Source organism: Inquilinus limosus MP06, assembly GCF_000767795.1.
Taxonomy (GTDB): Bacteria; Pseudomonadota; Alphaproteobacteria; order DSM-16000; family Inquilinaceae; genus Inquilinus; species Inquilinus limosus_E.
Genome location: NZ_JANX01000024.1, coordinates 1 through 23,688, shown reverse-complemented (window position 1 = coordinate 23,688; position 23,688 = coordinate 1). Strand labels below are relative to the sequence as shown.

The following is a 23,688-nucleotide window of genomic DNA, read 5'->3' as shown; positions in this document are numbered from 1 at the left end:
GCCGGCGATGTCCTCGGGCCGGCGGCGCAGGCCGATCGCTTTGGGACCCTTGTAGAGGAGGTCCGCCATCACCCGGCGGTCCTCCGGGTTCGGCTCCCAGCTCCAGTTCTTCCAGCGGCCCTTGGGGCGGCCGATGCGCAGCCGCTTCATCAGGGCGCGGAACCCGTCGAGGTCTCCGGCGCCGCTGCCGGCCGCCTCGGCCAGCAGCCGACCGAGATAGGACAGCTCGTGCGGGGCCTGGCCGGCCGTGGCGCTCATATAGATGGTGAAGGCGGCGGCCGCGGCCATCTGCCGGCAGACCAGTCCCTGCTGCGAGTTCGGGTTCCGGATGCGGTGGGCCTCGTCGATCACCACGATCGGCCAGGTCCGCTTCGGCGTGCCATGCTTCGCCAGCTCGTTGTTCTTCGCGCGGGTCGACCGCTTGGTGCTGACCGGGGGCGGCGCCAGCAGCGACTTTGTCTTCTCGAAATTGATCAGCGTCACCCGCTTCGCCGCGGTGCCGGAGCGGGCGATGGTCCGGCGCCATTGCGGCACGGCGCCCTTCGGGCAGATCACCAGCACCTCGTCCTCCGGCATCGCGGCGACGGCCAGCCAGGCGGACAGGGTCTTGCCCAGACCCGTCAGGTCACCCAGCAGGAAGCCGGGGCGTCCCGCCGACCGGGCGGCGAGAATGGCGTCGCGCGCCGCGATCTGGTGCGGCCGTGGAATGAAGTCGGGGCCGTCGCCGAGCGGGTCGAAGCGTTCCATCACCCCTTCCTGGGCTGATCGCCGGTATCGCGCAAGGTTGTCGGGATCGCGAGCGATCGCGGATGCTGTTGGCCCGCGGCTGTTGCAGATTTGCACTAAATAATATGACTTATTTGTTACTGCCTTGTTTTCACTTGGTTTTAGGTGTTGCCGACGGCAAGTTCCCCGCGAATTCCCGAAACGATCGCTTGCGATCAGAGGTTCCTATGAAGAAGCGCTTACTCTGCGGGGCCGCGCTGGCGGCTGCCCTGGCGACGGGCGCCGCCCATGCGGCGGACGCGGACGTGACCTCGGGCCTGCAGCTCAAGCTCTCGGGCCGCATCGGCTTCCTGGCCGGCGTCCTGTTCAACGACAACCGCAGCCAGGACATCGATCGCGACTACGATTTCGAGTCGGGGGCGCGGCTGCAGTTCGATGTCAAGAACGTCACCGATTCCGGCCTGGAATACGGCGCCCGTATCCGGTTCAACAATGTCGACCGGAAGAACAACGTCACCGTCGACCGCACCTATGTCTATGTGAAGGGCGGCTTCGGTACGGTGACCCTCGGCGATGCGCCGTATATCGCGGAGGATTTCCACGTCTACGCGCAGCAGACGCTGGGCAGCAAGTTCGGCCTCGACACCGACTGGGGCAACGGCTTCCGCAGCCCCGGCACCTGGATCGGCGGCAGCGACGCGTTCTTCGCCGTGGCGCCGTACCAGCAGTTCGGCGGCATCAACACCAAGGACACCAAGGTCAAGTACACCTCGCCGAGCTTCGCGGGCCTGTCCTTCGGCGTCGACTTCACGCCGGTGGTCGGCGGCAACGGCCATGCCGGCAACGGCGGCCGCAACGACCTGATCAACGACAGCAGCACGATCTACGAGAACGTCATCGGCGGCGGCATCGACTACCAGCAGACCTTCGACGGTACTGCGGTGCGTTTCGCCGGCATGGCCTATAACGGCAACGGCGTCGGCGCCAATCACGACCTCGAGGCCTACTACCTGGCCGGCCAGGTCGGCTTCGCCAACGGCATCTGGGCCAGCGCCAGCTGGACCCATTTCTCCAGCACGTTCCGGGCGGACAAGGCGATCGACTCGATCGTCGGCGACCTGTCCTACACCACCGGCCCGTGGCTGGCGTCGATCGGCTATGCCTACACGACGGCGGAAAAGAACAGCAGCCTGAACTCGACCTTCACCGACGGCCAGGACCTGAAGACCAGCCACAACGTGATCGGCACGCTGGTCTACAACTTCGCGCCGGGTCTCGATGTGTTCAGCGAGCTCCGCTACGAGAAGGACGAGTTCCGCCAGGGCTCGGATTTCGAGACCTCGTCGCTCAGCGTCGGCACCATCCTGAACTTCTGATCCGGAGCGGGGCGCGGTTCGCCGCGCCCCGTCCGACCATCCTCAGGCCAGCTTGATCCCAAGCACATTGGCGCCGGTGTAGAGGCCCAGCAGCACGATCGCGATGCTGCTGATCACCAGCAAGGCATTGAACGCTGTCCCGCCATAGAGGTCGGGATCGGTCTCGGAGCGGCGCAGGTACCAGACCGCCACGACCGCGGCGAGCAGGAAGATGCCGGTTGCCACGCCGCCGATCTGGATCATCAGCACCGGCGACTGCACGGTCATGTAGGCCAGACCCCAGACGATCGGCAGCGCCACAGTGAAGATGCGGATCCAGCGGGTCCGTTGCCGGGTGTCGTGCCAGTCCACCGCGCCCATGACGGCAAGCAGGTTGACATACATGCGCGACCAGCTCGGGATCGAAGCCCACAGGGTCGAGCCCAGCACCGCGATCGCCCCGATCAGGAACAGCACCCCTGCCCATTCCCCCAGCGTGTCGGTGTACATGCGGGAGACCGTGGTGATCATCTCGTTTCCCGCCGGCACCAGCCCCTGCCGGTTCAGCACCGCGGCGCCCATGATGTAGAAGGCGATGGTCGAGAAGGTGTAGATGCACCAGGACAGGAAGGCGTCCTTGTACATCACGCTGATCCAGCCGCGGGCGCGGCGCTTCCAGGCCTCGCTGCCGTCATTGGGGCCGACCGACCGGGCATAGCCCTTCTCGACGCACCAATAGGTGTAGAAGGTCAGCTCGTCGGCGCCGACGCCGGTGATGCCGAACATCGCGATGGCCGCGCCCACGGCCCCGGCCGGGATGGTGAGGGCCAGCCCGGTCGCCAGATCGTCCAGGGCGTAGGGATAGGGCGTGAAGGGCAGGCCGAGCGCGATCGCCACGGTGACGAAGGAGAACACGACGACCAGCAGCACCGCGCCGCGCTCGATCAGGCTGTAGTTGTTGGAATAGAGCAGGGCGATCGAAATGCAGGCCAGCAGCGCGGTCCAGATCCCGAGCGAGACGGCGCCGAGCGGCGGCCCGCCCAGCGGCAGCAGGATCGAGAAGGCCAGGGCGGTGCCGCCCATCACGCCGCCGACCTGCAGGATTTTCGACAGCGCCATGATCGCCCAGAGCAGGTTGACCCAGCCGAGGCGTCCGACGGCCGGCGGCACCTTGTTGTAGCCGGTCAGGGCCGGTTGGCCGGTGGAGATGGTCCAGCGCGCCAGCTCGACCTGCACGGCCACCTTCACGAAGGTCGAGAAGATCACCATCCACAGCAGGGCGAAGCCGACCTGGGCGCCGAGCGTGGTGGTGGCGATCAGCTCGCCCGACCCGACGATCGAGGCCGACAGGATCAGCCCGGGCCCGAGATGCCTCAGGCTGCCGGCCCAGCCGGTGGGCGGCTCGCGCACGCCTTCGGGCGTGAGGTGATAGGGATCATCGATGTCTGCGGTTCGCCCCTGGGCGATATCGGTCATGGCGGTTCCCCTTCTCGGCTCCGCGCATCCCGCCCGATCGTCGTCGGGCTTGCAGATGCGATCGGTTATGAAAGGGTATCGTCCGACATTTCAGCGCGGACGACGAGCCTAAACCGCAGGCGCTTCCGGGACCGCTATCCTGCCCGCAGATATTTCGCGCTGCTGTCGTGCTCGAACAGGTACAGCAGGGTGCGCAGCGCCTGGCCGCGTGGCCCCTCCAGCTCCGGGTCCTTGTTCAGGATCAGCGCGACATCGTCCTTCGCCACGGCCAGCAGGTCGCCCTGGGAATCGATATCCGCGACCCGGAACTCCGGCAGGCCGCTCTGCCGCGTGCCCAGCACCTCCCCGGCGCCGCGCAGGCGCAGATCCTCCTCGGCGATGCGGAACCCGTCCTCGGTCTCGCGGATCGTCGCCAGCCGCTGCCGCGACGTCTCCGAAAGGGGCGGCGAGTACAGCAGGATGCAGCGCGACGCAGCGTCGCCGCGGCCGACCCGGCCGCGCAGCTGGTGCAGCTGGGCCAGGCCGAAGCGCTCGGCATGCTCGATCACCATCACGGTGGCCGACGGCACGTTGACCCCGACCTCGATCACGGTGGTGGCGATCAGCAGGTCGATGCCGCCCTCGGCGAAGCCGGCCATCACCGCGTCCTTCTCCGCGGGCTTCATCTTGCCGTGCACGAGGCCGACCTTCTCGCCGAACATGCGGCGCAGATCCTCGAAGCGGTCGGTCGCGGCGGCCAGGTCGCTGGTCTCCGATTCCTCGACCAGCGGGCAGACCCAATAGGCCTTGCCGCCGCCGGCCAGGTGCCGGCCGATCCCGGCCACCACCTCGTCGATCCGCTCGGCCGAGACGGCGCGGGTGTCCACCGGGGTTCGCCCCGGCGGCTTCTCGGTCAGCTTCGACACCTCCATGTCGCCGTAGGCGGTCAGCTGCAGCGTCCGTGGGATCGGCGTCGCGGTCATCACCAGCACGTCGACGCCTTCGCCCTTGGCCGAGAGCTGGAGGCGCTGGTGCACGCCGAAGCGGTGCTGCTCGTCGATCACCGCTACGGCCAGGTCGGCGAACTCCACGCTCTCCTGGAACAGCGCGTGGGTGCCGACGGCGATGCGGATCGATCCGTCGGCCAGCCCGGCCAGGGTCTCCTTCCGCGCCTTGCCCTTGTCCCGGCCGGTCAGCAGGCCCGGCTCCAGCCCCACCGGCTGCAGCAGCGCCGCCAGCGTCTCGCGGTGCTGCCGGGCCAGGATCTCGGTCGGGGCCAGCAGCGCCGCCTGGCGGCCATCCTCCACCGCCGCCAGCATCGCCAGCAGGGCCACGACGGTCTTGCCGCTGCCGACATCGCCCTGCAGCAGCCGCAGCATCCGGTTCGGCGCCGCCATGTCGGCATAGATCTCGGCCAGGGCCAGGCGCTGGGCGTTGGTCAGGGCGAAGGGCAGGGCGGATTCGACCTTCTGCCGCAGCGACCCGTCGCCGGTGGTCGGCCGCCGGGGCGCTGCGGTGGAGCGGCGGAACAGCGCCAAGGCCAGCTGGTTGGCCAGCAGCTCGTCATAGGCCAGGCGCTGCCGCGCCGGCGCGTCGGGCAGCAGGTCGGCCCCGTCCTCCGGCGCATGGGCGCGGCGCAGCGACGCCTGCCAGCCCGTCCAGCCGCGCCGTTGCAGCCAGGCGGTGTCCTGCCATTCCGGCAGTTCCGGCGCGCGGGCGACGGCATCGGCGATCACCTTGGCCAGGGTGCGCGGCTGCAGGCCCGCAGTCAGCGGATAGATCGGCTCGACGATGGCGATCTCCTCGCGCTCCTCCAGGGTGCCGACCCGGTCGGGGTGCGGCATCTGCAGACCGCCCTGGAACTGCTCGATCCGACCGGACACGATCCGGGTCTGGCCGATCGGGAAGGTGGTCTGCAGCCAGTCGGGCCGGGCGTGGAAGAAGACCAGGTCGATCGTCCCGGTCGGGTCCGAGGCGCGGACCCGGTGCGGCGCGCGGGCGGAGGAGCCGCGGATATGGCCATCGATCTGCAGCGTCAGGGTGACGATGCCGCCCGGCCGGGCGTCGCGCAGGCTGACCAGCTTGCGCCGGTCGACCACGCCGCTCGGCAGGTGCCACAGCAGGTCCAGCGCCTTCGGCCCGGCCAGCCTTTCGACCAGCCGCGCGGTCTTCGGGCCGATGCCGTGCAGGGATTCGATGGCAGCAAAGAGCGGGAAGAGGATTTGCGGACGCAAGGCTCGGGTCTATATGGGGCTCACGTGGACACGCACCTTAAGCTAATGACAAAGCAGATCGATAGCGATGCCGCAGCACCGCTGCGCCGCCGCCTGCGCTTCCGCAGCTGGCACCGCGGCACCCGTGAAGCCGACCTGCTGCTCGGCGGCTTCGCCGACGCGACGCTGGACGGCCTTGATGCCGCCCAGCTGGCCCGCTATGGCGAGCTGCTGGAGAACAACGACCCCGACCTGTGGGACTGGGTGACCGAGCGCGTGCCGGTCCCGGCCGACTCCGACAGCGATGTCATGCGGCTCCTGATCGACTACGCGCGGGCGCGAGGGCGCGGATGAGCGTGCTGGCCGAACCCGCCACCGCGCGGGCCTCGGCACGCCACCGCACCATCGGCGGCGTGCCCCAGGGCCAGGATGCGCGGCTGATCGCCGAGCTGGCGCGCAAGGCCGGCGACAAGGGCCTGCTGCATATCGCCAGCGACGATGCCCGGCTGCCGGCGCTGGAGGGGGCACTGGCCTTCTTTGCGCCCGACCTGCCGGTCGTGGTGCTGCCGCCCTGGGACTGCCTGCCCTATGATCGCGTCTCGCCGAATCCGGAGACGGTGGCGGAGCGCGTCGAGGCGCTGACCCGCCTGCTGGCGGCGCGCGAGCCCGGCCGGCCCTTCGTCGTGCTGACCACGATCGGCGCCGCGATGCAGCGCGTGCCGCCGCGCGACGCCTTCGCCGAGGCCAGCCTGTCGATCGCGCCGGGGCAGCGGGTGGACCTGGAAGGCCTGCAGGGCTTCCTGGCCCGCAACGGCTATGTCCGCGCCCAGACCGTGCGCGAGCCGGGGGAGTTCGCCATCCGCGGCGGCATCGTCGACCTGTTCCCGCCGGGGACGGAGGAGCCGCTGCGCCTCGACCTGTTCGGCGACGAGTTGGAGAAGATCCGCCGCTTCGACCCGATGTCGCAGCGCACGACCGGCGAGGTCGACCGGATCACGCTGAAGCCGATGGGCGAGGTGTTCCTCGACCCCGCCTCGATCGCCCGCTTCCGCAGCGGCTATCGCGAGCTGTTCGGCGCCATCAATGACGACGACCCGCTGTACGAGGCGGTGTCGGCCGGCCGCAAGCAGGCCGGCATGGAGCACTGGCTGCCGCTGTTCCACGAACATCTCGACACGGTCTTCGATTACCTGCCCGAGGCGTCGGTCACGCTCGACTATCAGCTGGAGCAGGCGCGCGACCAGCGCCTGGCCCAGATCGCCGATTTCTACGAGGCGCGGCTGACCCACCAGGCGGCGCAAAAGAAGGCCAAGACGCCGCCCTACCGCCCGATCCCGCCCGAACGGCTGTATCTCGACGCGGCGGAGTGGGAGACCTGCCTGGCCGACCGGCCGGTGGCGGATTTCTCGCCCTTCGCCCCGCCAGAGGGCGGCGCCGATGCCGGCGGCCGCCGCGGCCACGACTTCGCGGAGGCCCGTGCCAATCCGGAGGTCAACCTCTACGCCGCGGTGCGCAATCACATCGGCGAGCTGAAGGCCGCCGGCAAGCGGGTGCTGGTCGCCGGCTACACCACCGGCGCCCGCGACCGGCTGCGGTCGATGCTGTCGGAGCAGGGCCGCGCCGACTTCGCCGTGGCCGAGAATTGGGCGGGGGTGGAGAAGGCCCACCCGGCCAGCGCCGTCATGGTGGTGCTGCCGCTGGAGCACGGCTTCGCCGCACCGGACCTCGCCGTCGTCACTGAGCAGGACATCCTCGGCGACCGGCTGACCCGGCCGCAGAAGAAACGCCGCAAGTCCGAGCAGTTCATCGCCGAGGTCTCGGCCCTGGCGGCGGGCGACATCGTGGTCCACCAGGACCATGGCATTGGCCGCTATGAGGGGCTGGAGACGCTGACCGTCGGCGGCGCGGCGCATGACTGCCTGCGCATCGTCTATGAGGGCGGCGACAAGCTGTTCGTCCCGGTCGAGAACATCGAGGTGCTGTCCCGCTACGGCTCCGGCGACATGGCCGTGCAGCTGGACAAGCTGGGCGGCGCCGGCTGGCAGGCACGCAAGGCCCGGGTCAAGAAGCGGCTGAAGGACATGGCGGAGGAGCTGATGCGGATCGCCGCCGCCCGTGCCCTTCGCACCACCGCGTCGCTGCCGCCGCCCGAGGGGCTGTACGAGGAGTTCGCGGCCCGCTTCCCCTATGCCGAGACCGAGGACCAGCAGCGCGCCATCGACGAGGTGCTGGACGACCTGCAGGCGGGCCGGCCGATGGACCGGCTGGTCTGCGGCGATGTCGGCTTCGGCAAGACCGAGGTGGCGCTGCGCGCCGCCTTCGCCGCCGCCGCCAATGGCGTGCAGGTGGCGGTGGTGGTGCCGACCACGCTGCTGGCCCGCCAGCATTTCCGCACCTTCTCCGAGCGCTTCAAGGGCCTGCCGCTGCGCGTCGCCCAGCTGTCGCGCATGGTCACGCCGAAGGAGGCCAAGCTGGTGCGGGACGAGCTGGCGGCCGGCACCATGGACATCGTCGTCGGCACCCACGCCATCCTGTCGAAGCAGGTGTCGTTCAAGAATCTCGGCCTCGTCATCGTCGATGAGGAGCAGCATTTCGGCGTGAAGCAGAAGGAGAAGCTGAAGGCCCTGCGCGAGGACGTGCATGTGCTGACGCTGACGGCCACGCCGATCCCGCGCACGCTGCAGATGTCGCTGTCCGGCGTGCGCGAGCTGTCGCTGATCACCACCCCGCCGATCGACCGGCTGGCGGTGCGAACCTTCGTGCTGCCCTTCGACCCGGTGATCATCCGCGAGGCGGTGATGCGCGAGCATTTCCGCGGCGGCCAGACCTACTATGTCTGCCCGCGGATCGAGGACCTGGCCGAGGTGCACCAGACCCTGCAGGAGCTGGTGCCGGAGGTGAAGATCGCCGTCGCCCACGGCCAGATGCCGGCGACGCAGCTCGAGGAGGTGATGAGCGCCTTCTACGATGGGCAGTTCGACGTGCTGCTGGCGACCGCGATCGTCGAATCCGGCCTCGACGTGCCGTCGGCCAACACGATGGTGATCCACCGCGCCGACCTGTTCGGCCTGGCCCAGCTGTACCAGCTGCGCGGCCGCATCGGCCGGTCGAAGCTGCGCGGCTACGCCTATCTCACCTATGCGCCGCGCAAGCCGCTGAGCAAGACGGCGCAGCAGCGGCTGCATGTGATCGAGACGCTGGACACGCTGGGCGCCGGCTTCACGCTCGCCAGCCACGACATGGACATCCGCGGCGCCGGCAACCTGCTGGGCGAGGAGCAGTCGGGCCATATCCGCGAGGTCGGGGCCGAGCTGTACCAGCAGATGCTGGAGGAGGCGGTGCAGGCCGCCCGGGCCGGTGTCGGCACTGGCGAGGAGGCGGCCGAGAGTTGGACGCCGCAGATCAATCTGGGCGTGCCGGTGCTGATCCCGGAGACCTATGTCGCCGACCTGCAGATCCGCCTCGACCTCTACCGGCGGATCTCGGCGCTGGAGGGCCAGGCCGAGCTGGACGGCTTTGCCGCCGAGCTGATCGACCGCTTCGGCGCGCTGCCGGAGGAGGTCGAGAACCTGCTGGAGCTGGTGGCGATCAAGCGGCTGTGCCGCACCGCCGGGGTCGAGCGGCTGGACGCCGGGCCGAAGGGCGCGGTGATCGGCTTCCGCGACAACCAGTTCGCCCGGCCGGACAAGCTGATCGGCTTCATCCAGAAGATGGCGGGGGCGATCAAGGTACGGCCGGACCAGAAGCTGGTCTATGCCCGCGGCTGGGAAACGCCGCAGGACCGGGTGAGCGGCGCCCGCAAGCTGGTGCAGCGCCTGGCCGATCTGGCGGCGGGGTAGGTCGATGCCTGCTCCCATATTGGGATCGCACTAAACTCAGGAAATGCGCGTCATCGCTCGGCGGACACTGCGAGAATTCGTCGCCAGTCTCGCCGGTCAGAAATCCCAGCCGGCCGTGAAGGCAGCGCTGGATGCCTGGTTCGATGAAGTGAGCAAAGCCAGTTGGGCCAGCACCGCCGATGTAAAGCGGTTGTATGCGACGGCGAGCGTCGTGACGTCCGAGCGCATCGTGTTCAACATCAAAGGTAACGATTATCGCCTGATCGTATCTGTCGATTTCGAGAAGACGATTGTCTGGATCAGATGGATCGGCACCCACAAGGCCTATGACCAGATCGACGCGACGGAGGTGCAGCATGGCGACTGAGGTGAGACCGATCCGCACCGAGGCGGATTATGAGGAGGCTTTGGCCGAGGTGGGCCGCCTTTGGGGCGCCAAAAGCGGCACGGCTGATGGTGATCGCCTCGACATCTTGGCGACTTTGATCGATGCCTATGAGGCCCAGCACCATCCGGTGGATCCGCCGGACCCGATCGAGGCCATTCGGTTCCGAATGGAGCAGCAGGGTCTGACCCGTCGGGATCTCGAACCGCTGATCGGCACCCGCGCGCGCGTGGCGGAGGTCATGAACCGCAGGCGAGGTTTGTCGATCGACATGATCCGACGCCTGCACGAAAGGCTGGGGATCTCGGCCGACGTGCTGATCCGGCCATCTTTGAGAGATGACGCTGCGGTCACCCGCTGATCGCTCGATGGCGCCGGCGCGGCGCTGCATGGAGCTGGGTAGATCAAACAGCTACGCCCGCTCCGACAGCGGGGCGGAGACGGCATGCTCGCGGGCGAGATCGAGCAGCGGCAGGAAGGCGCTCGGCTCCTGCGCGCCGGAGACGGCATAGCGGCCGTCGAAGACGAAGCAGGGCACCGCCTGGATGCCGAGCTGCCGGGCCCGCAGGTCGGCCGCCTGGATCTCGGCGACGCCGATCTCGCTGGCCAGCACCCCGGCGATGCGGCGGCGGTCGAAGCCCAGCTCTTCGGCGATGTCGATCAGGATCTCGCGGTTGCCGACATCCCGGCCATGCACGAAATAGGCGGTGAACAGCGCGTCGACCATGCGGTCGGCCTCGCCCAGCTCGCCGGCATGGCGGATCAGCCGGTGCGCCTCGACCGTGTTCGGGGTCCGGCGGATGACGCTCTGGTTCAGGGGCAGGCCTTCCTTGCCGGCGGCCTCGGCCACCACGGCGTTGATCTGCCGCATCCGCTCGCGCCCGCCGAACTTGGCGATCATGTAGCTCTGCCGGTCGACACCCTGCTTCGGCATCTCCGGATTCAGCTGGAAGGGCTGCCAGCGGATCTCCAGACCCGGCAGCGGCCGCATCGCCAGGGCGCGCCGCAGCCGGTGCTTGCCGATGTAGCACCAGGGGCAGACCACGTCGAAGAAGATGTCGATCCGCATTCAGCCAGTATCCCGCGGCGGGCGGCGTTTGGGAATGGGATCGGCTTCCTGCCCGGCCGCGCCGGCATCCCGGCCGGCGATCTCCTCGGCCAGCAGGCCGAGCGCTAGGGTCGCGCGCTCGGACTCCTCCGCCTCATGGGCGGCCATCGCCCGGCGGTCCCGCCGCAGCCGGTCCGCCTTCACCGCCCGCTCGACCCGCTCCGGGTCGCGCTTGCCGCCGCCGCGGTTGCGCCAGTTCGGCATGCCGGCCTCAGGACCGCTTCGGCTTCGCCTTGGCGACGCCGACCCGGTTTTTCAGGAGCTGCCGCGCCGCGCGGTACTCGGTGCGGAAGCGCAGCAGCTGGCCGCAGAGATAGGCGATGCGGCGCTTCAGCTGCTGGTCCGGCGCGGTCTCGCCGCCCAGGATCCGCCCGTCGGCGGGGGTGACGAAGTCGCGGATCGCGGCCTCGACCCCGGCCGGCTCCAGGTTGTGCGCCAGCCGGTTGCGCAGCCGGTTCAGCTTCTCCGCCGCGTCCAGCAGCCCGTCCAGCGTCTCGTTCTTGATCAGGGCGCGGGCGAACTGGGTCTTGGTGAAGAAGTTGATCTGCAGTCCGTCCAGCGCCTCGGGGTTGGGCAGCATCTCCTGCAGCAGATTGTTGACCTCCTCCTCGATCAGCAGATGGCCCTTGAGGATGATCAGGGTGGTGTCGTCCGTCCGCGGGAAGTGGCGGAGGAAGGTGACGAGGGAGTCCTGGAGGTCCATGGGCACCGCGCGGCCGGAAGGAAACGCATCATCCGGGGGGCGGCCTCGGGTGTCCAGCGTCGCGATGCCGCTGGGCTGCGCCGGCGTGTCGCCGCCTTCGCAGTCGGAGTCGGTTCCAGGCTAGCGGCGGGGCCCGGCATCCCGGTTAATGCGAGCCATGGCTCATCAGGAATGATGCCGGCGATCGAGGGTTCCCATGGCGGATGACGATATCGACCTGAACGCGCTGAACGACGAAGAGCTCGTCGAGCAGATGTGGGACGACCTCTATGACGGCCTCGCCGACGAGATCGTCGAGGGCGTGAACATCCTGCTCGCGCGCAAATGGACGCCGTATGACGTGCTGACCAAGGCGCTGGTCGAAGGCATGCGTATCGTCGGCATCGACTTCCGCGACGGCATCCTGTTCGTGCCCGAGGTGCTGCTGGCCGCCAACGCGATGAAGCGCGGCATGGGCGTGCTGCGGCCGCTCTTGGCCGAGACCGGCGCGCCCAAGGTCGGCAAGATGGTGATCGGCACGGTCAAGGGCGACATCCACGACATCGGCAAGAACCTGGTGTCGATGATGATGGAAGGAGCCGGCTTCGAGGTCATCGACCTCGGCATCAACAACCCGGTCGAGAACTACCTGAAGGCGATCGAGGAGCATCAGCCCGACATCGTCGGCATGTCGGCGCTGCTGACGACGACAATGCCCTATATGAAGGTGGTGATCGACACGTTGAAGGAGCAGGGGATCCGCGACGACTACGTGGTGCTCGTCGGCGGTGCGCCCCTGAACGAGGAATTCGCACGGGAAATCGGCGCCGACGCCTATTGCCGCGACGCGGCGGTGGCGGTGGAGACGGCCAAGGACTTCATGCGGCGCAAGCACAACCAGGCGAAGAGCGCGACGGCCTGAGGCTCGAGCGGTTCGGTGTCGCCGGCGTCGCCCCCGGCCCGGACCGGACGCTGCTGATCGCCTGCGGGGCCCTGGCGCGCGAGACGCTGGCCGTGATCCGCGCCAACGGCATCGCGGATCGCGTTGCCGTCACTTGCCTGCCCGCCATCCTGCACAACCGGCCCGAGCAGATCGCCGACCGGCTGCGTCGGCGCATCCGCACCGCCCGCGCAATGGGCTGGAGCCGAATCCGCATCGCCTATGCCGATTGCGGCAGCGGCGGCGCCATCGACCGGGTGGCGGCGGAGGAGGGGGCCGAGCGTGTCGCCGGCCCGCACTGCTACGCCTTCTTCGCCGGCGCGGCCGATTTCGACCGGTTGATGGACGAGGAGCCGGGCAGCTTCTTCCTGACCGACTATCTCGTCCGCCACTTCCAGGCGCTGATCCTCGAGGGCATGGGGCTGGACCGGCATCCGGAGCTGCTGCCGATGATCTTCGGCAACTACCGCCGCCTGGTCTATCTGGCCCAGACCGAGGACCCGGCGCTGCAGGCCCAGGCCCAGGCTGCGGCGGAGCGGCTGGGCCTGGCCTATGAGTACCGTTTCACCGGCTATGGCGAATTCGCCGGCTTTGTTGCGGGGGCGGTGTGAAGGTCGCCCGGCCTCTCATGGCCCCTGCATGGTCCGCAGATCCATGATCCGGCCCGAATAGATCCCCGCAGGCGTCGTCCCCACCTTCTTCAGGAGTCTCGTATCGGCCGTCACCAGCGGGCGGCCGGAGCGTTCCGACAACGAGAGATAGAGGCAGTCATAAGCCGGATGATCCAAGGCGACCGCCAGGCTTGTGGCCGCCTCCATCAGCCCCCGCGCAGGAACCAGTTCGATATCGGCTCGATCGAGCAGGCGGGCTGCGAAGACGGCTTCATCGCCGGTCATCTCATTCCGCCGGACCTTCTTCCAGAGGATATTGGCGCATTCAGGGACCAGAAGGTCGGGGGCCGAAAGCCGATGCTGCCGCAAGGCGAGTGCCTGGACGGTTTCCGGTTCGCCGACCACCCATTTGATGATCACGCTGGCGTCGACGACGTAGTCGGTCACCGTTCGTCACGGCCTTCGCGCTGAAGCTCCTCGGCCGGAGTGTGATGTCTACCGGCGGTCAAAGCTCGGAACTGGGCAGCGAGCTCCTCGAAGTCGGGCTCATCTTCCGTCGCCAAAGCTTGGCGCAGAATTTCCCGCAACTCGGCTTCCGCCGAGCGCCCATGGCGACCGGCCCGTCGCTTCAATCGTGCGATGAGGGCGTCGTCGACATTCCGGATGCTCAGATTGCCGGGCATCTTTGTCTCATTGACTGCATTGCCAGCAATGATGGCATTTCTCTTGCTCGATTTCAAATTGGATGGGATCCCATGTGGATCGCATCCCGCTCCGCATCTGTCGGATATGGAACGAAGCCCGGCCGTCATTTCGGATCAAATCAGGCTCGTGCCCCAGCCGGGGCATTGCTAGCGTTCCGCGAAATTCCGCAGGTTCTCCATGCCCCAGCTCATCATCGTCTCCTGGCGCGACATCCCGAGCCAGGTCACCGCCAAGGCCGGCCGGCGCGACCAGGCCAAGGTGCTGCTGTCGCAGCGCTTCCAGGACGCGATCGACCGCGCCGCCATGCGCGGCAAGGCGCGCGACGCCGACAGCTATCTCGAGGAATGGAAGAAGTCCGAGCCGGTCGAATGCGGTGACGACCTGCAGGCCGAGGCCGAGGCGGCGGCGGCGAAGATCGAGGCGGAGTACGACGACGCCCGGCTGCGGGCGCTGGTGGAGCGTGGCGGCATCGAGGCCTGAGGGAGGTCGACGGGCCGCGAACGGGTTGATAGGACAGGAGGGCGGGAAGAACCGGAACTGGAGGCTGAGAATGGCCAAGAAGGACATCATCTGCGCGTTCGGGACCGATATCGATTCGGTGGCGGGCTGGATCGGATCCTATGGCGGCGGCGACTCGCCCTCGGACATCCAGCGCGGCGTGTTCGCCAGCGAGGTCGGCACCCTGCGCCTGCTGCGCCTGTTCAAGAAATACGACCTGAAGACCAGCTTCTTCATCCCGGGCCACTCGCTCGAATCCTTCCCCGACCAGGTGAAGCGGATCGCCGATGAGGGCCATGAGATCGGCGCCCACGGCTATCTGCACGAGAACCCGATCGCGATGACCCCCGCCCAGGAAGAGGCGGTGCTGGTCAAGAGCATCGAGCTGATCCAGGCGCTGACCGGCAAGGCGCCGCGGGGCTATGTCGCGCCGTGGTGGGAGATGTCGAACTCCACCGCCGCGCTGCTGCAGAAATACGGCTTCCGCTACGACCACAGCCAGGGCTATCGCGACTTCCAGCCCTTCTACGCCCGGGTCGGCGACCAATGGACGCTGATCGACTACTCCAAGCCGGCCGAGGCCTGGATGAAGCCGATGACCCACGGCAAGGAGATCGACCTCGTCGAGATCGGCGCCAACTGGTATGTCGACGACCTGCCGCCGATGATGTTCATGAAGAAGGCGCCGAACAGCCACGGCTTCGTCAACCCGCGCGATATCGAGCAGATGTGGCGCGACCAGTTCGACTGGGTGTATCGCGAGATGGACTATGCCGTCTTCGCCTTCACCATCCATCCCGACGTCAGCGGCCGGCCCCAGGTGCTGCTGATGCTCGAGCGGCTGATCGAGCACATCAACGGTCATGACGGTGTCCGCTGGATGACCTTCGAGGACATCGCCGAGGATTTCCGCCGACGCTATCCCTTCGATGGCGGCAAACGGCCCGAGGTGATCTGACGGGAGGCGCCGATGTGCTCCGGCTGCGGCTTCCCGGCGGCGCCCGGCCATTGGACCGAGGCCGGCGCCGCCACGGCGCCGGACCGGCTGCGCGCCCGGTTCCGGCGGGCCGAGGTGCTGAAGCCCGTGCTGCGGGCCTATGGCCTGACCGCGCATGATGGCGGGCTAGTGCCCGGCATCCAGATCTCGACGCTGTCCGGCCACCAGGCGATCGTGCGCGACCTTGAGGATCTGTGGGCGGCGGCCGAACGCATGGCGGGCCGGCCGGTCGATCCGCTCGACCCTTGCTTCATCGGCGGCGGGGATGGCGGGCGCTGAACCAACCGTCCCGGCGGACGGCCGGCTGCGGCTGACCGTGCTGGGCGGCTTCCTGGGCGCCGGGAAGACGACCTGGCTGCGCCACCAGCTTCATGCCGGGCTCTATCGGGATGCCGCCATCATCGTCAACGAGGCGGCCGAGGCGCCGGTCGACGACGCGCTGCTGGGCGGGGCCTCGTCGCTTATGGTGCTGGCCGGCGGCTGCGCCTGCTGCATCGCCCGGGACGACCTGGTGCGGCTGCTGCGAGGGATCTGTGACGAGAGGATCAGGGCCGGGAACGGTGAGCCGCCGCTGCAGCGCATCGTGCTGGAGACCAGCGGGCTGGCCGATCCCGGCCCGATCGTCGCGGCCATACGGTCGGATCCGGTGCTGGTGCACCACATCGTCGTCAGCGAGATCGTCGTCCTGGTCGATGCGCTGCACGCACTGTCGCAGCTGCGCACCGACCGCCTCGGCCGCCGCCAGATCGAGACGGCCGACCGCCTGATCGTCACCAAGGCCGACATCGCCGGGGAGGAGGCGCTGGCGAAGCTGGTCGCGACGCTGCGGCATCTCAACCCCGGCGCCGAGCTGAGCGGGGCGGCCCAGGGAATGCCCGTCGCGCTGCCGGTGGCCGAGGATGTGGAACTGGAACGCCTTCCGGCGTTTGAGGACGGGGCGGAGCCGCCGGCAGCCTTCCCGGTCCGGCTGGCGATCGGCGGAGCGGTCGATTGGACCGTTTTTACCGTTTGGCTCTCGGCGCTGCTGCATGCGCGGGGCGACGACGTGCTGCGGGTCAAGGGCGTGGTGCGGACGCCGGCCGGCCGGCTGCTGCTGCAGAGTGTGCGCCGGGTCGTGCAGTCGCCCGAGATCCTGCCCGAGCAGCCGGACCGGGAGGACGATGCCGTCGTCGTCATCGGCCGCGGTTATCGCGCTGAGGATCTGCGCCGGTCGCTCGATCGCTTTTCAGACGGAAGCGTGTAGGGCGTCGGGGATCACGGATCGGCCAGCCGGCCATGCAGATCCATCCGGTCGTGCAAGACACGGACGATTTCGACCAGGTCCTCTGCTTCCCGATAGAAGATGACATGCCGTCCGGCGGCAAGGCTGCGAAAACCAGGGCGGATGTTGTCCCGCGACCGACCCAGGCCCGGCGCATCCCTGATCTGGCGAAAGCGGTCCCGGATCTGGGCGAGATACCGGGTCTTCTGATCCACGCCCCAAGTTTCAGCCGTGAAGCGGCCGATCGCCCGAAGGTCGGCTTCGGCAGCCGCGGTGACGACCAGCTGCCTCACAGGCGGGCGAAGAAATCGTCCAGCGGGTCGTCGCCATCCAGAACCGTGACCCGGCCGGCGACCAGGTCCGCCTCGCCCTTCGCCAGCTCCTCGCGCAGCCGCTCCAGCTTCAGGCGACGGATCTCGTCATGCTCCTGCATCAGGCGAAGCGCCTCGCGGACCACTTCGCTGGCATTGTTGTAGAGGCCGGATTCGACCTTCTCCCGGACCAGTTCCTCGAGCCTGGGTGTCAGCGAGATATGCATGCCGTCTCTCCCGATCATGGCGAGGATACCGTGAGAGACAGGCTTTGACAAAGTCTGTCGTATCGGCCCCTGACGCGCCTGCGGCAGGCGATGACGCTGGAAGACGATCCGGCCGCGGGCGATGCGCCTAGCCTTTCGTCCAGAAAACTCCAGCATCCGAGGGCGCACAGGGCATGACGGACACAGTGGTGAGCTCGGCGACCAAGGAGATCGCCATCGGGTTCGAGCGGCCCTTCGTCATCATCGGCGAACGCATCAACCCCACCGGCCGCAAGCTGCTGGCCGAGGAGATGAAGGCCGGCGACTACAGCCGGGTGCAGTCCGATGCGCTGGCCCAGGTCGAGGCCGGGGCCCAGATGCTGGACGTCAATGCCGGCATCCCGCTGGCGGACGAGCCACGCATCCTGGCCGAATGCATCCAGCTGGTGCAGTCGATCACCGATGTGCCGCTGTCGATCGACAGCTCGATCATCGCGGCGCTGGAGGCCGGCCTCGCCGTCTACAAGGGCAAGGCCCTGGTCAATTCGGTGACCGGCGAGGAGGAGCGGCTGGAGGCCGTGCTGCCGCTGGTGAAGAAATACGGCGCCGCGGTCGTCGCCATCTCCAACGACGAGACCGGCATCTCCGAGGACCCCGACGTCCGCTTCGCCGTCGCCAAGAAGATCGTCGAGCGGGCGCGCGACCACGGCATCTCCTACGCCGACATTGTGGTCGACCCGCTGGTGATGCCGGTCGGCGCCATCAACACCGCCGGGCGCCAGGTCTTTTCCCTGGTCCGTCGGCTGCGCGAGGAGCTGAAGGTCAACACCACCTGCGGCGCCTCCAATGTCAGCTTCGGCATGCCGAACCGGCACGGGCTGAACGCCGCCTTCCTGACCATGGCGATCGGCGCGGGCATGACCTCCGCCATCACCAACCCGCTGCATGCGGAGAGCCTGCAGGCGGTACTCGGCGCCGATGTGATGATGGGGCACGATCCGCATTGCGCCCGCTGGATCCGCAAGTTCCGCGAGCCCACGCCGGAAGGCGCCGAGGCCGCGGCTGGTGCGCGCGGCGGCCGCGAGGGACGCAGGCGGCGCGCTGCGGCAGGGGTGTAGGAATGGAACGATGCGGCACCTCGGCCGGGGTGCCGCGAGGATGACGGGTTGACGATGAACATGATCGATCCCGGGCAGCCGCCCGGCCCAGGGGCGTCAGGCCAGGCGACGCAGACGGCGCTGGTCGTCTTCACTCCGTCGGGCCGGCGCGGCCGCTTTCCGCTGGGCACGCCGCTGCTGCAGGCGGCGCGGTCGCTCGGCGTCGATGTCGACAGCGTCTGCGGCGGCCGGTCGATCTGCGGCCGCTGCCAGGTCGAGATCGGCGACGGCCAGTTCGCCAAGCACGGCATCGAATCCCGTGCCGGCCATGCCTCCGGGACCGGCGCGGCGGAGCTGCGCTATGCCGAGAAGCGCGGGCTGAAGCCGGGCCGGCGCCTGTCCTGCCAGACCCTGATCCAAGGCGACCTGGTGGTCGACGTGCCGCCCGAGAGCCAGGTGCACAAGCAGGTCGTCCGCAAGGATGCCGAGCACCGGGTGATCGAGGTCGACCCGCCGGTCAAGCTCTACTATGTCGAGGTGCGAGAGCCCGACATGCACGACCCTTCCGGCGACCTGCGCCGGCTGGAGGAAGCGCTGGCCGAGCAATGGGGCATCACCGGCCTGGATTGCGACCTGCGGGTGGTGCAGCAGCTGCAGAAGGCGTTGCGGGCCCAGAGCGAGACGAGCGCCGGCTGGACCTGCACCGTGGCGGTGCGCGAGCAGCGGGTGAAGCGCCTGCTGGCCGTCTGGCCGGGCTTCCGCGACAAGATCTACGGCCTGGCCTACGACGTCGGCTCCACCACCATTGCCTGCCATCTCTGCGACATCGAGACCGGCGAGGTCGTCGCCTCCGGCGGCGCCATGAATCCGCAGATCCGGTTTGGGGAGGATCTGATGAGCCGGGTCAGCTACATCATGCTGAACCCCGGCGGCGACAAGGCGCTGACCGAGGCGGTGCGCGGCGCGCTGAACGAGCTGGCCGGCCGTGTCACCGCCCAGGCGGGGCTGGAGGTCGAGGACGTGCTGGAGGTGACGCTGGTCGGCAACCCGATCATGCATCACCTGGCGCTGGGCATCGACCCGATCGAGCTGGGCGGCGCGCCCTTCGCCCTGGCCACCGATCAGGCGATCAACATCTGGGCCACCGAGATCGACCTCAAGGTCCACCCCAACGCCCGCGTCTACGTCCTGCCCTGCATCGCCGGCCATGTCGGCGCCGATACCGCGGCGGTGATCCTGTCAGAGGAGCCGCACAAATCCGACGACCTGCGGCTGATCGTCGATGTCGGCACCAATGCCGAGATCGTGCTCGGCAACAAGGATCGCCTCCTGGCCTGCTCCAGCCCCACCGGCCCGGCCTTCGAGGGGGCGCAGATCTCCGCCGGCCAACGGGCCGCGCCGGGGGCGATCGAGCGGGTGCGGATCGACCGCGACACGCTGGAGCCGCGCTTCCGCGTCATCGGCAGCGATCTGTGGTCGGACGAGGAGGGCTTCGCCCAGAAGGTCCGGCGCACCGGCGTCACCGGCATCTGCGGATCCGGCATCATCGAGGTTCTGGCCGAGATGTTCCTGGCCGGCATCATCACCCAGGACGGGGTGATCGACGGATCCATGGCGGCGCGCAGCGACCGCATCGTCGCCGACGGCCGCACCTTCAGCTATGTCCTGCACCGCGACGGCGAGCGCGAGCTGCGCGTCACCCAGAACGACGTCCGCGCCATCCAGCTGGCCAAGGCCGCGCTGTATGCCGGCGTCCGCCTGCTGATGGACAAGCTGGGCGTCGACCATGTCGACCGCATCACCCTGGCCGGCGCCTTCGGCAGCCATATCGACGTCAAATACGCCATGGTGCTGGGGCTGATCCCGGATTGCGACCTGGCCAAGGTGGTGGCCGGCGGCAATGCCGCGGGCACCGGCGCCCGCATCGCCCTGGTCAACCGCTCGGCCCGCGCCGAGATCGAGCAGGTGGTTCGCCGGGTCGAGAAGATCGAGACCGCGGTCGAGCCGATGTTCCAGCAGCATTTCGTCGAGGCGATGGCCCTGCCGCACAAGACCGCCGCCTTCCCGAACCTGGCGGCGGCGGTCGACCTGCCGGCGCCGAAGGTGGTCGAGGGCGGTGACGGCGAGGGTGGGCGGCGCCGGCGCCGCCGCGGCTGAAGCCAGGGGCTTCCGGCCTACGCGTCGCGCCGGCCGATCCGGGCTAGCAGCACCACCGGCAGGATGCCGACCAGGACGATGGCGAGGGCGGCGATCGCCGCCTCCTCATAGGTGCCGCGCGCCGCCTCGCCGTAGAGATGCGTCGCCAGCGTCTCGACATTGAGCGGGCGCAGCAGCAGGGTCGCCGGCAGCTCCTTCATGCAGTCGACGAACACCAGCAGCCCGGCGGCCGCCAGCGCGGCCCTGGACAGCGGCAGGTGCACGTGCCGGAAGGTGCCCGTCACCGTCTGCCCCAGGCTGCGCGACGCCTGGTCGAAGGAGTGCGGGATGCGGCTGAACCCGGCCTCGACCGCGCCGGTGGAGATCGCCAGGAAGCGGGCGACATAGGCATAGACCAGGGCGGCGCCCGACCCGATCAGCAGCAGTCCGGTGGAGACGCCGAGCCAGGCGCCCGCGGCCCGGTCGATCACCTGGTCGAGGGCGGCGACCGGGACCAGGATGCCGATGGCGATCACCGTGCCCGGCATGGCGTAGCCGAGGGTGGAGAGCCGCTGCAGCGCTGCCGTGATCCGGCCGGGCCGTGACCGCGCCGTATAGGCGACGATCACCCCGAACAGCAGCACCAAGGCCGTCGCGATCGCGGCCAGGGCCACGGTGTTGACAGCTTCGGACAGCAGCCGGTCGGACACGCCGTTGAAGCGGAACCGCTTCCAGGCCTCGACGGCGAGATACAGCGCCGGGGCGGCGAAGCCGATCAGCACCGGAACCAGGCCGACGGCCAGCGCCGCGAGGCCGGGCAGGGGGGCAGGCGATGCGGCGCGAAGGCGCGCGAACGCTGCGCCGCGGTCCAGTAGCGCTGCCGGCGGCGCGCCCGGCGCTCCATCGCCACCAGTGCGACCACCAGGACCAGCATGGCCAGCGCGATCTGCGCCGCGCCGGGCAGGTCCGAGCGCGTCACCCAGGTGGTGTAGACCGAGATGGTCAGCGACCGCACCCCGAGGAACTCCGACGCGCCGATGTCGTTCAGCGCCTCCATCAGCGCCAGGCTGACGCCGACGGCGATGGCGGGCCGCGCCAGCGGCAGGGCCACCCGCCGGAACACCTGGCCGCGCCGGGTGCCGAGCGTGCGCGACACCTCGACCAGGTTGGCCGCTTGGGTCAGGAACATCGCCCGGGTGGTGATGTAGACATAGGGGTACAGCACGAAGCCCAGCAGCATGATGCAGCCGGCCATCGACCGGATGTCGGGCAGCCGGAACTCGCGCGGGCTGGAATAGCCCAGCAGGCCCCGGATCGCACCCTGCACCACGCCGAGCGGGTGGAGGATGTCGAGATAGGCGTAGGCGATGATGTAGGTCGGCACCGCCAGCGGCAGCAGCAGCGCCCATTCCAGCTGGCGCCGGCCGGGGAAGTCATACGCCGTGACCAGCCAGGCGGCGGAGGTGCCGATCACGGTGACGACGATGCCGACGCCGAGCAGCAGCGTGGCCGTCTGGCCCAGCGCCGGCGGCAGCACATAGGCCAGGAGATGAGGCCATAGCCCGGCGGAGCCCCGCAGCGCCTCCCAGGCCAGGGCCAGGACCGGCAGCGCCACCAGCCCGCCGACGATCGCGGCGGCGGACAGCCAGCGCCGTCCCGGCGCGCGCCGGGCGACGGTCAGGGCAGGGGCCTGGTGCAGGACGGCTTGGGTCATCCTCGGACGACGCCGGGCGCGGGCAAGGCCGCGCCCGGATCGCTCATCAGCCGTCGAAGCCGACCTTCTCGGCCAGCTCGCTGGCCTGCTTCCTGTGCTTGACGATCTCCGTCAGCGGCACTGAATCGACCTTCAGCTCACCGAAGGAGGCGATGATCGGGTCGGCCTGGGCGCCGGCCTTCACCGGATACTCGTAATTGGCCTCGGCGTAGATCTTCTGGGCCTCGTCGGAGACGAGGTATTCCAGCAGCTTCACCGCCTCGGCCTTGTTCGGCGAATGCTTGGCCAGGGCCGCGCCGCTGACATTCACCTGGGTGCCGCCGTCCTTGAAGGCCGGCAGAATCACCTTGATCGCGTTGCCCCAGGCGACCTGTTCCTCGCCGCCCTTGCCGGAGCGCATCAGCCCGACATAGTAGGAATTGGCGATGCCGATGTCGCAGATGCCGCCGAGGATGTCCTTGGCCACGTCGCGGTCGCCGCCGCCGGCCTTGCGCGCCAGGTTGGCCTTGACGCCGGTCAGCCAGGCCTCGGTCTTCTCGGCCCCGTAATGCGCGATGTAGTCCGCGAACAGCGCGGTGTTGTAGGGGTGCTGGCCGGAGCGGATGCAGACCTTGCCCTTCCACTTCGGATCGGCCAGGTCCTCATAGGCGAAGGCAGTCATGTCGAGGTCCTTGGCGGCGTAGAGCACGCGGGCCCGCATCGACAGCGAGACCCAGTGGTTGTTCGGGTCGCGCAGCTGCGCCGGCACCGCGGCGGCCAGCACGTCCGACTGGATCGCCTGGGTCACGCCCTTGTCCACCAGGTCGGCCAGGTTGCCGGCGTCGACGGCCATCAGCAGGTCGGCGGGCGAGCTCTGCCCCTCGGCGGCGACGCGCTCGGCCAGCCCGTCCTTCAGGAACACGGTGTTGACCTTGACGCCGCTCTTGGCGGTGTAGGCGTCGAGCAGCGGCTGGATCAGCCCCGGCTCCCGCGTCGTGTAGATGTTGATGTCGGCCGCGGCGGTGCCGGCAGTGCCGATCACGGCGGCGCCGGCCAGAAGCGCCAGCTTGAACCCGGAGACGTTCTTCATGATGCGAAACCCCCTTCTGTGTCCCGTCGCCGCCGATCGGCTGCAATCGAGACGCATTTGCTCCATCATAGATGAATCCGCACCGTCAAGCCGCTTCGTTCGGCAGTGGCATTCCGCCTCACTCCGCAGGGAATACCAGGACGCCTGCGGGATCGGCCGCCACCGCCACTGCTTCGCCCGGCTTCGCCTGGATCCGGCCGGTCGTCCGCAGGCGCAGCGGGCCGGGGATGCCCTCCGCCCGGATCGTCAGCTGCTCGATCTCGCCGAGCAGCGAGCAGGCCACGATGATGCCCGCCAGGCCTTCGCCCGGCCGGATCAGCGACAGGGCCTGCGGCCGGATGCAGGCCAGGGCGGCGCTGCCCTCCGGCAGGCCGGACGGC

General features: G+C 68.9%; 27 protein-coding genes. 13 read left to right on the top strand and 14 right to left on the bottom strand.

Features of this window, described 5'->3' with window-relative positions; genetic code table 11:
• Positions 1-747, bottom strand: a 747-nt coding sequence (locus P409_RS04105) for a DEAD/DEAH box helicase family protein (protein ID WP_034832044.1), incomplete at its 3' end; no start/stop codon positions are given.
• 206 nt (positions 748-953) lie between these two features.
• Between P409_RS04105 and P409_RS04100 the strand changes: the two genes are divergently transcribed.
• A complete protein-coding gene (locus P409_RS04100) occupies positions 954-2,102 on the top strand; it encodes a porin (RefSeq protein ID WP_034832042.1) in 1,149 nt (382 codons plus the stop codon).
• 42 nt (positions 2,103-2,144) lie between these two features.
• Here P409_RS04100 and P409_RS04095 read toward each other — a convergent pair whose 3' ends face one another.
• Positions 2,145-3,557: an Nramp family divalent metal transporter gene (locus P409_RS04095; RefSeq protein ID WP_052120005.1), complete on the bottom strand. Its 1,413-nt coding sequence runs from the start codon at positions 3,555-3,557 to the stop codon at positions 2,145-2,147.
• 134 nt (positions 3,558-3,691) lie between these two features.
• Positions 3,692-5,770: an ATP-dependent DNA helicase RecG gene (recG, locus tag P409_RS04090; protein WP_034832039.1), complete on the bottom strand. Its 2,079-nt coding sequence runs from the start codon at positions 5,768-5,770 to the stop codon at positions 3,692-3,694.
• A gap of 45 nt (positions 5,771-5,815) precedes the next feature.
• Here recG and P409_RS04085 point away from each other — a divergent pair, with 45 nt between their 5' ends.
• From P409_RS04085 to P409_RS04070, 4 genes are read left to right on the top strand one after another with little or no spacing between them, the layout of a single operon-like run.
• Entirely contained in the window at positions 5,816-6,103 is a 288-nt protein-coding gene (locus P409_RS04085) for an FAD assembly factor SdhE (RefSeq protein WP_034832036.1), read from the top strand.
• Positions 6,100-9,588 carry a transcription-repair coupling factor gene (gene mfd, locus P409_RS04080; protein WP_034832034.1) on the top strand — a complete coding sequence of 1,163 codons (3,489 nt, stop codon included), beginning with the start codon at positions 6,100-6,102 and terminating at the stop codon, positions 9,586-9,588. Before P409_RS04085 ends, mfd begins: the two co-directional genes overlap by 4 nt.
• A gap of 43 nt (positions 9,589-9,631) precedes the next feature.
• Complete coding sequence (locus tag P409_RS04075) at positions 9,632-9,955, top strand: type II toxin-antitoxin system HigB family toxin (RefSeq protein ID WP_034832032.1); 324 nt, start codon at positions 9,632-9,634, stop codon at positions 9,953-9,955.
• Complete coding sequence (locus P409_RS04070; RefSeq protein WP_034832029.1) at positions 9,945-10,334, top strand: helix-turn-helix domain-containing protein; 390 nt, start codon at positions 9,945-9,947, stop codon at positions 10,332-10,334. Before P409_RS04075 ends, P409_RS04070 begins: the two co-directional genes overlap by 11 nt.
• 51 nt (positions 10,335-10,385) lie before the next feature.
• Here P409_RS04070 and P409_RS04065 read toward each other — a convergent pair whose 3' ends face one another.
• Genes P409_RS04065 through P409_RS04055 form a run of 3 tightly spaced genes read right to left on the bottom strand, consistent with a single transcriptional unit; the run spans position 10,386 to position 11,784 of the window.
• Positions 10,386-11,042: a DsbA family oxidoreductase gene (locus P409_RS04065; protein ID WP_034832026.1), complete on the bottom strand. Its 657-nt coding sequence runs from the start codon at positions 11,040-11,042 to the stop codon at positions 10,386-10,388.
• Complete coding sequence (locus tag P409_RS04060) at positions 11,043-11,285, bottom strand: hypothetical protein (protein ID WP_034832024.1); 243 nt, start codon at positions 11,283-11,285, stop codon at positions 11,043-11,045. It abuts the gene before it with no gap.
• 7 nt (positions 11,286-11,292) lie between these two features.
• Complete coding sequence (locus P409_RS04055) at positions 11,293-11,784, bottom strand: hypothetical protein (RefSeq protein ID WP_034832021.1); 492 nt, start codon at positions 11,782-11,784, stop codon at positions 11,293-11,295.
• A 196-nt stretch (positions 11,785-11,980) separates the two neighbouring features.
• Here P409_RS04055 and P409_RS04050 point away from each other — a divergent pair, with 196 nt between their 5' ends.
• Together P409_RS04050 and P409_RS04045 are read left to right on the top strand one after the other, a co-directional pair.
• Positions 11,981-12,685: a corrinoid protein gene (locus P409_RS04050; protein WP_034832019.1), complete on the top strand. Its 705-nt coding sequence runs from the start codon at positions 11,981-11,983 to the stop codon at positions 12,683-12,685.
• A 92-nt stretch (positions 12,686-12,777) separates the two neighbouring features.
• Positions 12,778-13,314, top strand: coding sequence for a DUF1638 domain-containing protein (locus P409_RS04045; protein WP_202964547.1), 537 nt, complete (start codon positions 12,778-12,780; stop codon positions 13,312-13,314).
• Positions 13,315-13,329: 15 nt separating this feature from the next.
• Here the strand turns inward: P409_RS04045 and P409_RS04040 are convergent, their stop codons facing one another.
• Positions 13,330-13,761, bottom strand: coding sequence for a type II toxin-antitoxin system VapC family toxin (locus P409_RS04040; protein WP_034832017.1), 432 nt, complete (start codon positions 13,759-13,761; stop codon positions 13,330-13,332).
• Positions 13,758-13,997, bottom strand: a complete 240-nt coding sequence (locus P409_RS04035; protein WP_034832015.1) for a FitA-like ribbon-helix-helix domain-containing protein — start codon at positions 13,995-13,997, stop codon at positions 13,758-13,760. The genes P409_RS04040 and P409_RS04035 overlap by 4 nt, the downstream gene beginning before the upstream one ends.
• A gap of 199 nt (positions 13,998-14,196) precedes the next feature.
• Here P409_RS04035 and P409_RS04030 point away from each other — a divergent pair, with 199 nt between their 5' ends.
• The 4 genes from P409_RS04030 (at position 14,197) to P409_RS04015 (ending at position 16,757) form a co-directional block, all read left to right on the top strand.
• Complete coding sequence (locus tag P409_RS04030) at positions 14,197-14,499, top strand: virulence factor (protein ID WP_034832013.1); 303 nt, start codon at positions 14,197-14,199, stop codon at positions 14,497-14,499.
• A gap of 70 nt (positions 14,500-14,569) precedes the next feature.
• Positions 14,570-15,475 carry a polysaccharide deacetylase family protein gene (locus P409_RS04025; RefSeq protein ID WP_034832010.1) on the top strand — a complete coding sequence of 302 codons (906 nt, stop codon included), beginning with the start codon at positions 14,570-14,572 and terminating at the stop codon, positions 15,473-15,475.
• A gap of 12 nt (positions 15,476-15,487) precedes the next feature.
• The gene (locus tag P409_RS04020; protein WP_034832008.1) at positions 15,488-15,793 is read left to right on the top strand and encodes a hypothetical protein; all 306 of its coding nucleotides are present in this window, start codon (positions 15,488-15,490) and stop codon (positions 15,791-15,793) included.
• Entirely contained in the window at positions 15,780-16,757 is a 978-nt protein-coding gene (locus tag P409_RS04015) for a CobW family GTP-binding protein (protein ID WP_034832005.1), read from the top strand. The genes P409_RS04020 and P409_RS04015 overlap by 14 nt, the downstream gene beginning before the upstream one ends.
• 11 nt (positions 16,758-16,768) lie before the next feature.
• Here the strand turns inward: P409_RS04015 and P409_RS04010 are convergent, their stop codons facing one another.
• A complete protein-coding gene (locus P409_RS04010; protein ID WP_034832000.1) occupies positions 16,769-17,068 on the bottom strand; it encodes a type II toxin-antitoxin system RelE/ParE family toxin in 300 nt (99 codons plus the stop codon).
• Positions 17,065-17,313, bottom strand: a complete 249-nt coding sequence (locus P409_RS04005; RefSeq protein WP_034831998.1) for a type II toxin-antitoxin system ParD family antitoxin — start codon at positions 17,311-17,313, stop codon at positions 17,065-17,067. Before P409_RS04005 ends, P409_RS04010 begins: the two co-directional genes overlap by 4 nt.
• A gap of 188 nt (positions 17,314-17,501) precedes the next feature.
• Between P409_RS04005 and P409_RS04000 the strand changes: the two genes are divergently transcribed.
• Positions 17,502-18,410, top strand: coding sequence for a methyltetrahydrofolate cobalamin methyltransferase (locus P409_RS04000; RefSeq protein WP_202964546.1), 909 nt, complete (start codon positions 17,502-17,504; stop codon positions 18,408-18,410).
• A gap of 54 nt (positions 18,411-18,464) precedes the next feature.
• Positions 18,465-20,546 (top strand): ASKHA domain-containing protein, encoded by a 2,082-nt coding sequence (locus P409_RS03995; RefSeq protein ID WP_202964545.1) that lies wholly within the window; start codon positions 18,465-18,467, stop codon positions 20,544-20,546.
• A gap of 17 nt (positions 20,547-20,563) precedes the next feature.
• Here P409_RS03995 and P409_RS40240 read toward each other — a convergent pair whose 3' ends face one another.
• From P409_RS40240 to P409_RS03980, 4 genes are all read right to left on the bottom strand, one after another.
• Entirely contained in the window at positions 20,564-21,307 is a 744-nt protein-coding gene (locus tag P409_RS40240) for an ABC transporter permease (protein WP_202964544.1), read from the bottom strand.
• Positions 21,301-22,239 (bottom strand): ABC transporter permease, encoded by a 939-nt coding sequence (locus P409_RS40235; protein WP_202964543.1) that lies wholly within the window; start codon positions 22,237-22,239, stop codon positions 21,301-21,303. Before P409_RS40235 ends, P409_RS40240 begins: the two co-directional genes overlap by 7 nt.
• A gap of 46 nt (positions 22,240-22,285) precedes the next feature.
• Complete coding sequence (locus tag P409_RS03985; RefSeq protein ID WP_034831992.1) at positions 22,286-23,308, bottom strand: extracellular solute-binding protein; 1,023 nt, start codon at positions 23,306-23,308, stop codon at positions 22,286-22,288.
• Positions 23,309-23,426: 118 nt separating this feature from the next.
• Positions 23,427-23,688: TOBE domain-containing protein (locus tag P409_RS03980; protein WP_034831990.1), on the bottom strand; the 262-nt coding region annotated here is incomplete at its 5' end.

Coding starts and splice junctions, on each gene's coding strand:
- P409_RS04060 (WP_034832024.1), bottom strand. CDS start 11,285: ATGCCGAACTGGCGCAACCGCGGCGGCGGCAAGCGCGACCCGGAGCGG.
- P409_RS04055 (WP_034832021.1), bottom strand. CDS start 11,784: ATGGACCTCCAGGACTCCCTCGTCACCTTCCTCCGCCACTTCCCGCGG.
- P409_RS04085 (WP_034832036.1), top strand. CDS start 5,816: ATGACAAAGCAGATCGATAGCGATGCCGCAGCACCGCTGCGCCGCCGC.
- P409_RS04025 (WP_034832010.1), top strand. CDS start 14,570: ATGGCCAAGAAGGACATCATCTGCGCGTTCGGGACCGATATCGATTCG.
- mfd (WP_034832034.1), top strand. CDS start 6,100: ATGAGCGTGCTGGCCGAACCCGCCACCGCGCGGGCCTCGGCACGCCAC.
- P409_RS04050 (WP_034832019.1), top strand. CDS start 11,981: ATGGCGGATGACGATATCGACCTGAACGCGCTGAACGACGAAGAGCTC.
- P409_RS04070 (WP_034832029.1), top strand. CDS start 9,945: ATGGCGACTGAGGTGAGACCGATCCGCACCGAGGCGGATTATGAGGAG.
- P409_RS04035 (WP_034832015.1), bottom strand. CDS start 13,997: ATGCCCGGCAATCTGAGCATCCGGAATGTCGACGACGCCCTCATCGCA.
- P409_RS03985 (WP_034831992.1), bottom strand. CDS start 23,308: ATGAAGAACGTCTCCGGGTTCAAGCTGGCGCTTCTGGCCGGCGCCGCC.
- P409_RS40235 (WP_202964543.1), bottom strand. CDS start 22,239: ATGACCCAAGCCGTCCTGCACCAGGCCCCTGCCCTGACCGTCGCCCGG.
- P409_RS04095 (WP_052120005.1), bottom strand. CDS start 3,557: ATGACCGATATCGCCCAGGGGCGAACCGCAGACATCGATGATCCCTAT.
- P409_RS04020 (WP_034832008.1), top strand. CDS start 15,488: ATGTGCTCCGGCTGCGGCTTCCCGGCGGCGCCCGGCCATTGGACCGAG.
- P409_RS04065 (WP_034832026.1), bottom strand. CDS start 11,042: ATGCGGATCGACATCTTCTTCGACGTGGTCTGCCCCTGGTGCTACATC.
- P409_RS04015 (WP_034832005.1), top strand. CDS start 15,780: ATGGCGGGCGCTGAACCAACCGTCCCGGCGGACGGCCGGCTGCGGCTG.
- P409_RS04005 (WP_034831998.1), bottom strand. CDS start 17,313: ATGCATATCTCGCTGACACCCAGGCTCGAGGAACTGGTCCGGGAGAAG.
- P409_RS03995 (WP_202964545.1), top strand. CDS start 18,465: ATGAACATGATCGATCCCGGGCAGCCGCCCGGCCCAGGGGCGTCAGGC.
- P409_RS04100 (WP_034832042.1), top strand. CDS start 954: ATGAAGAAGCGCTTACTCTGCGGGGCCGCGCTGGCGGCTGCCCTGGCG.
- P409_RS04075 (WP_034832032.1), top strand. CDS start 9,632: ATGCGCGTCATCGCTCGGCGGACACTGCGAGAATTCGTCGCCAGTCTC.
- P409_RS04030 (WP_034832013.1), top strand. CDS start 14,197: ATGCCCCAGCTCATCATCGTCTCCTGGCGCGACATCCCGAGCCAGGTC.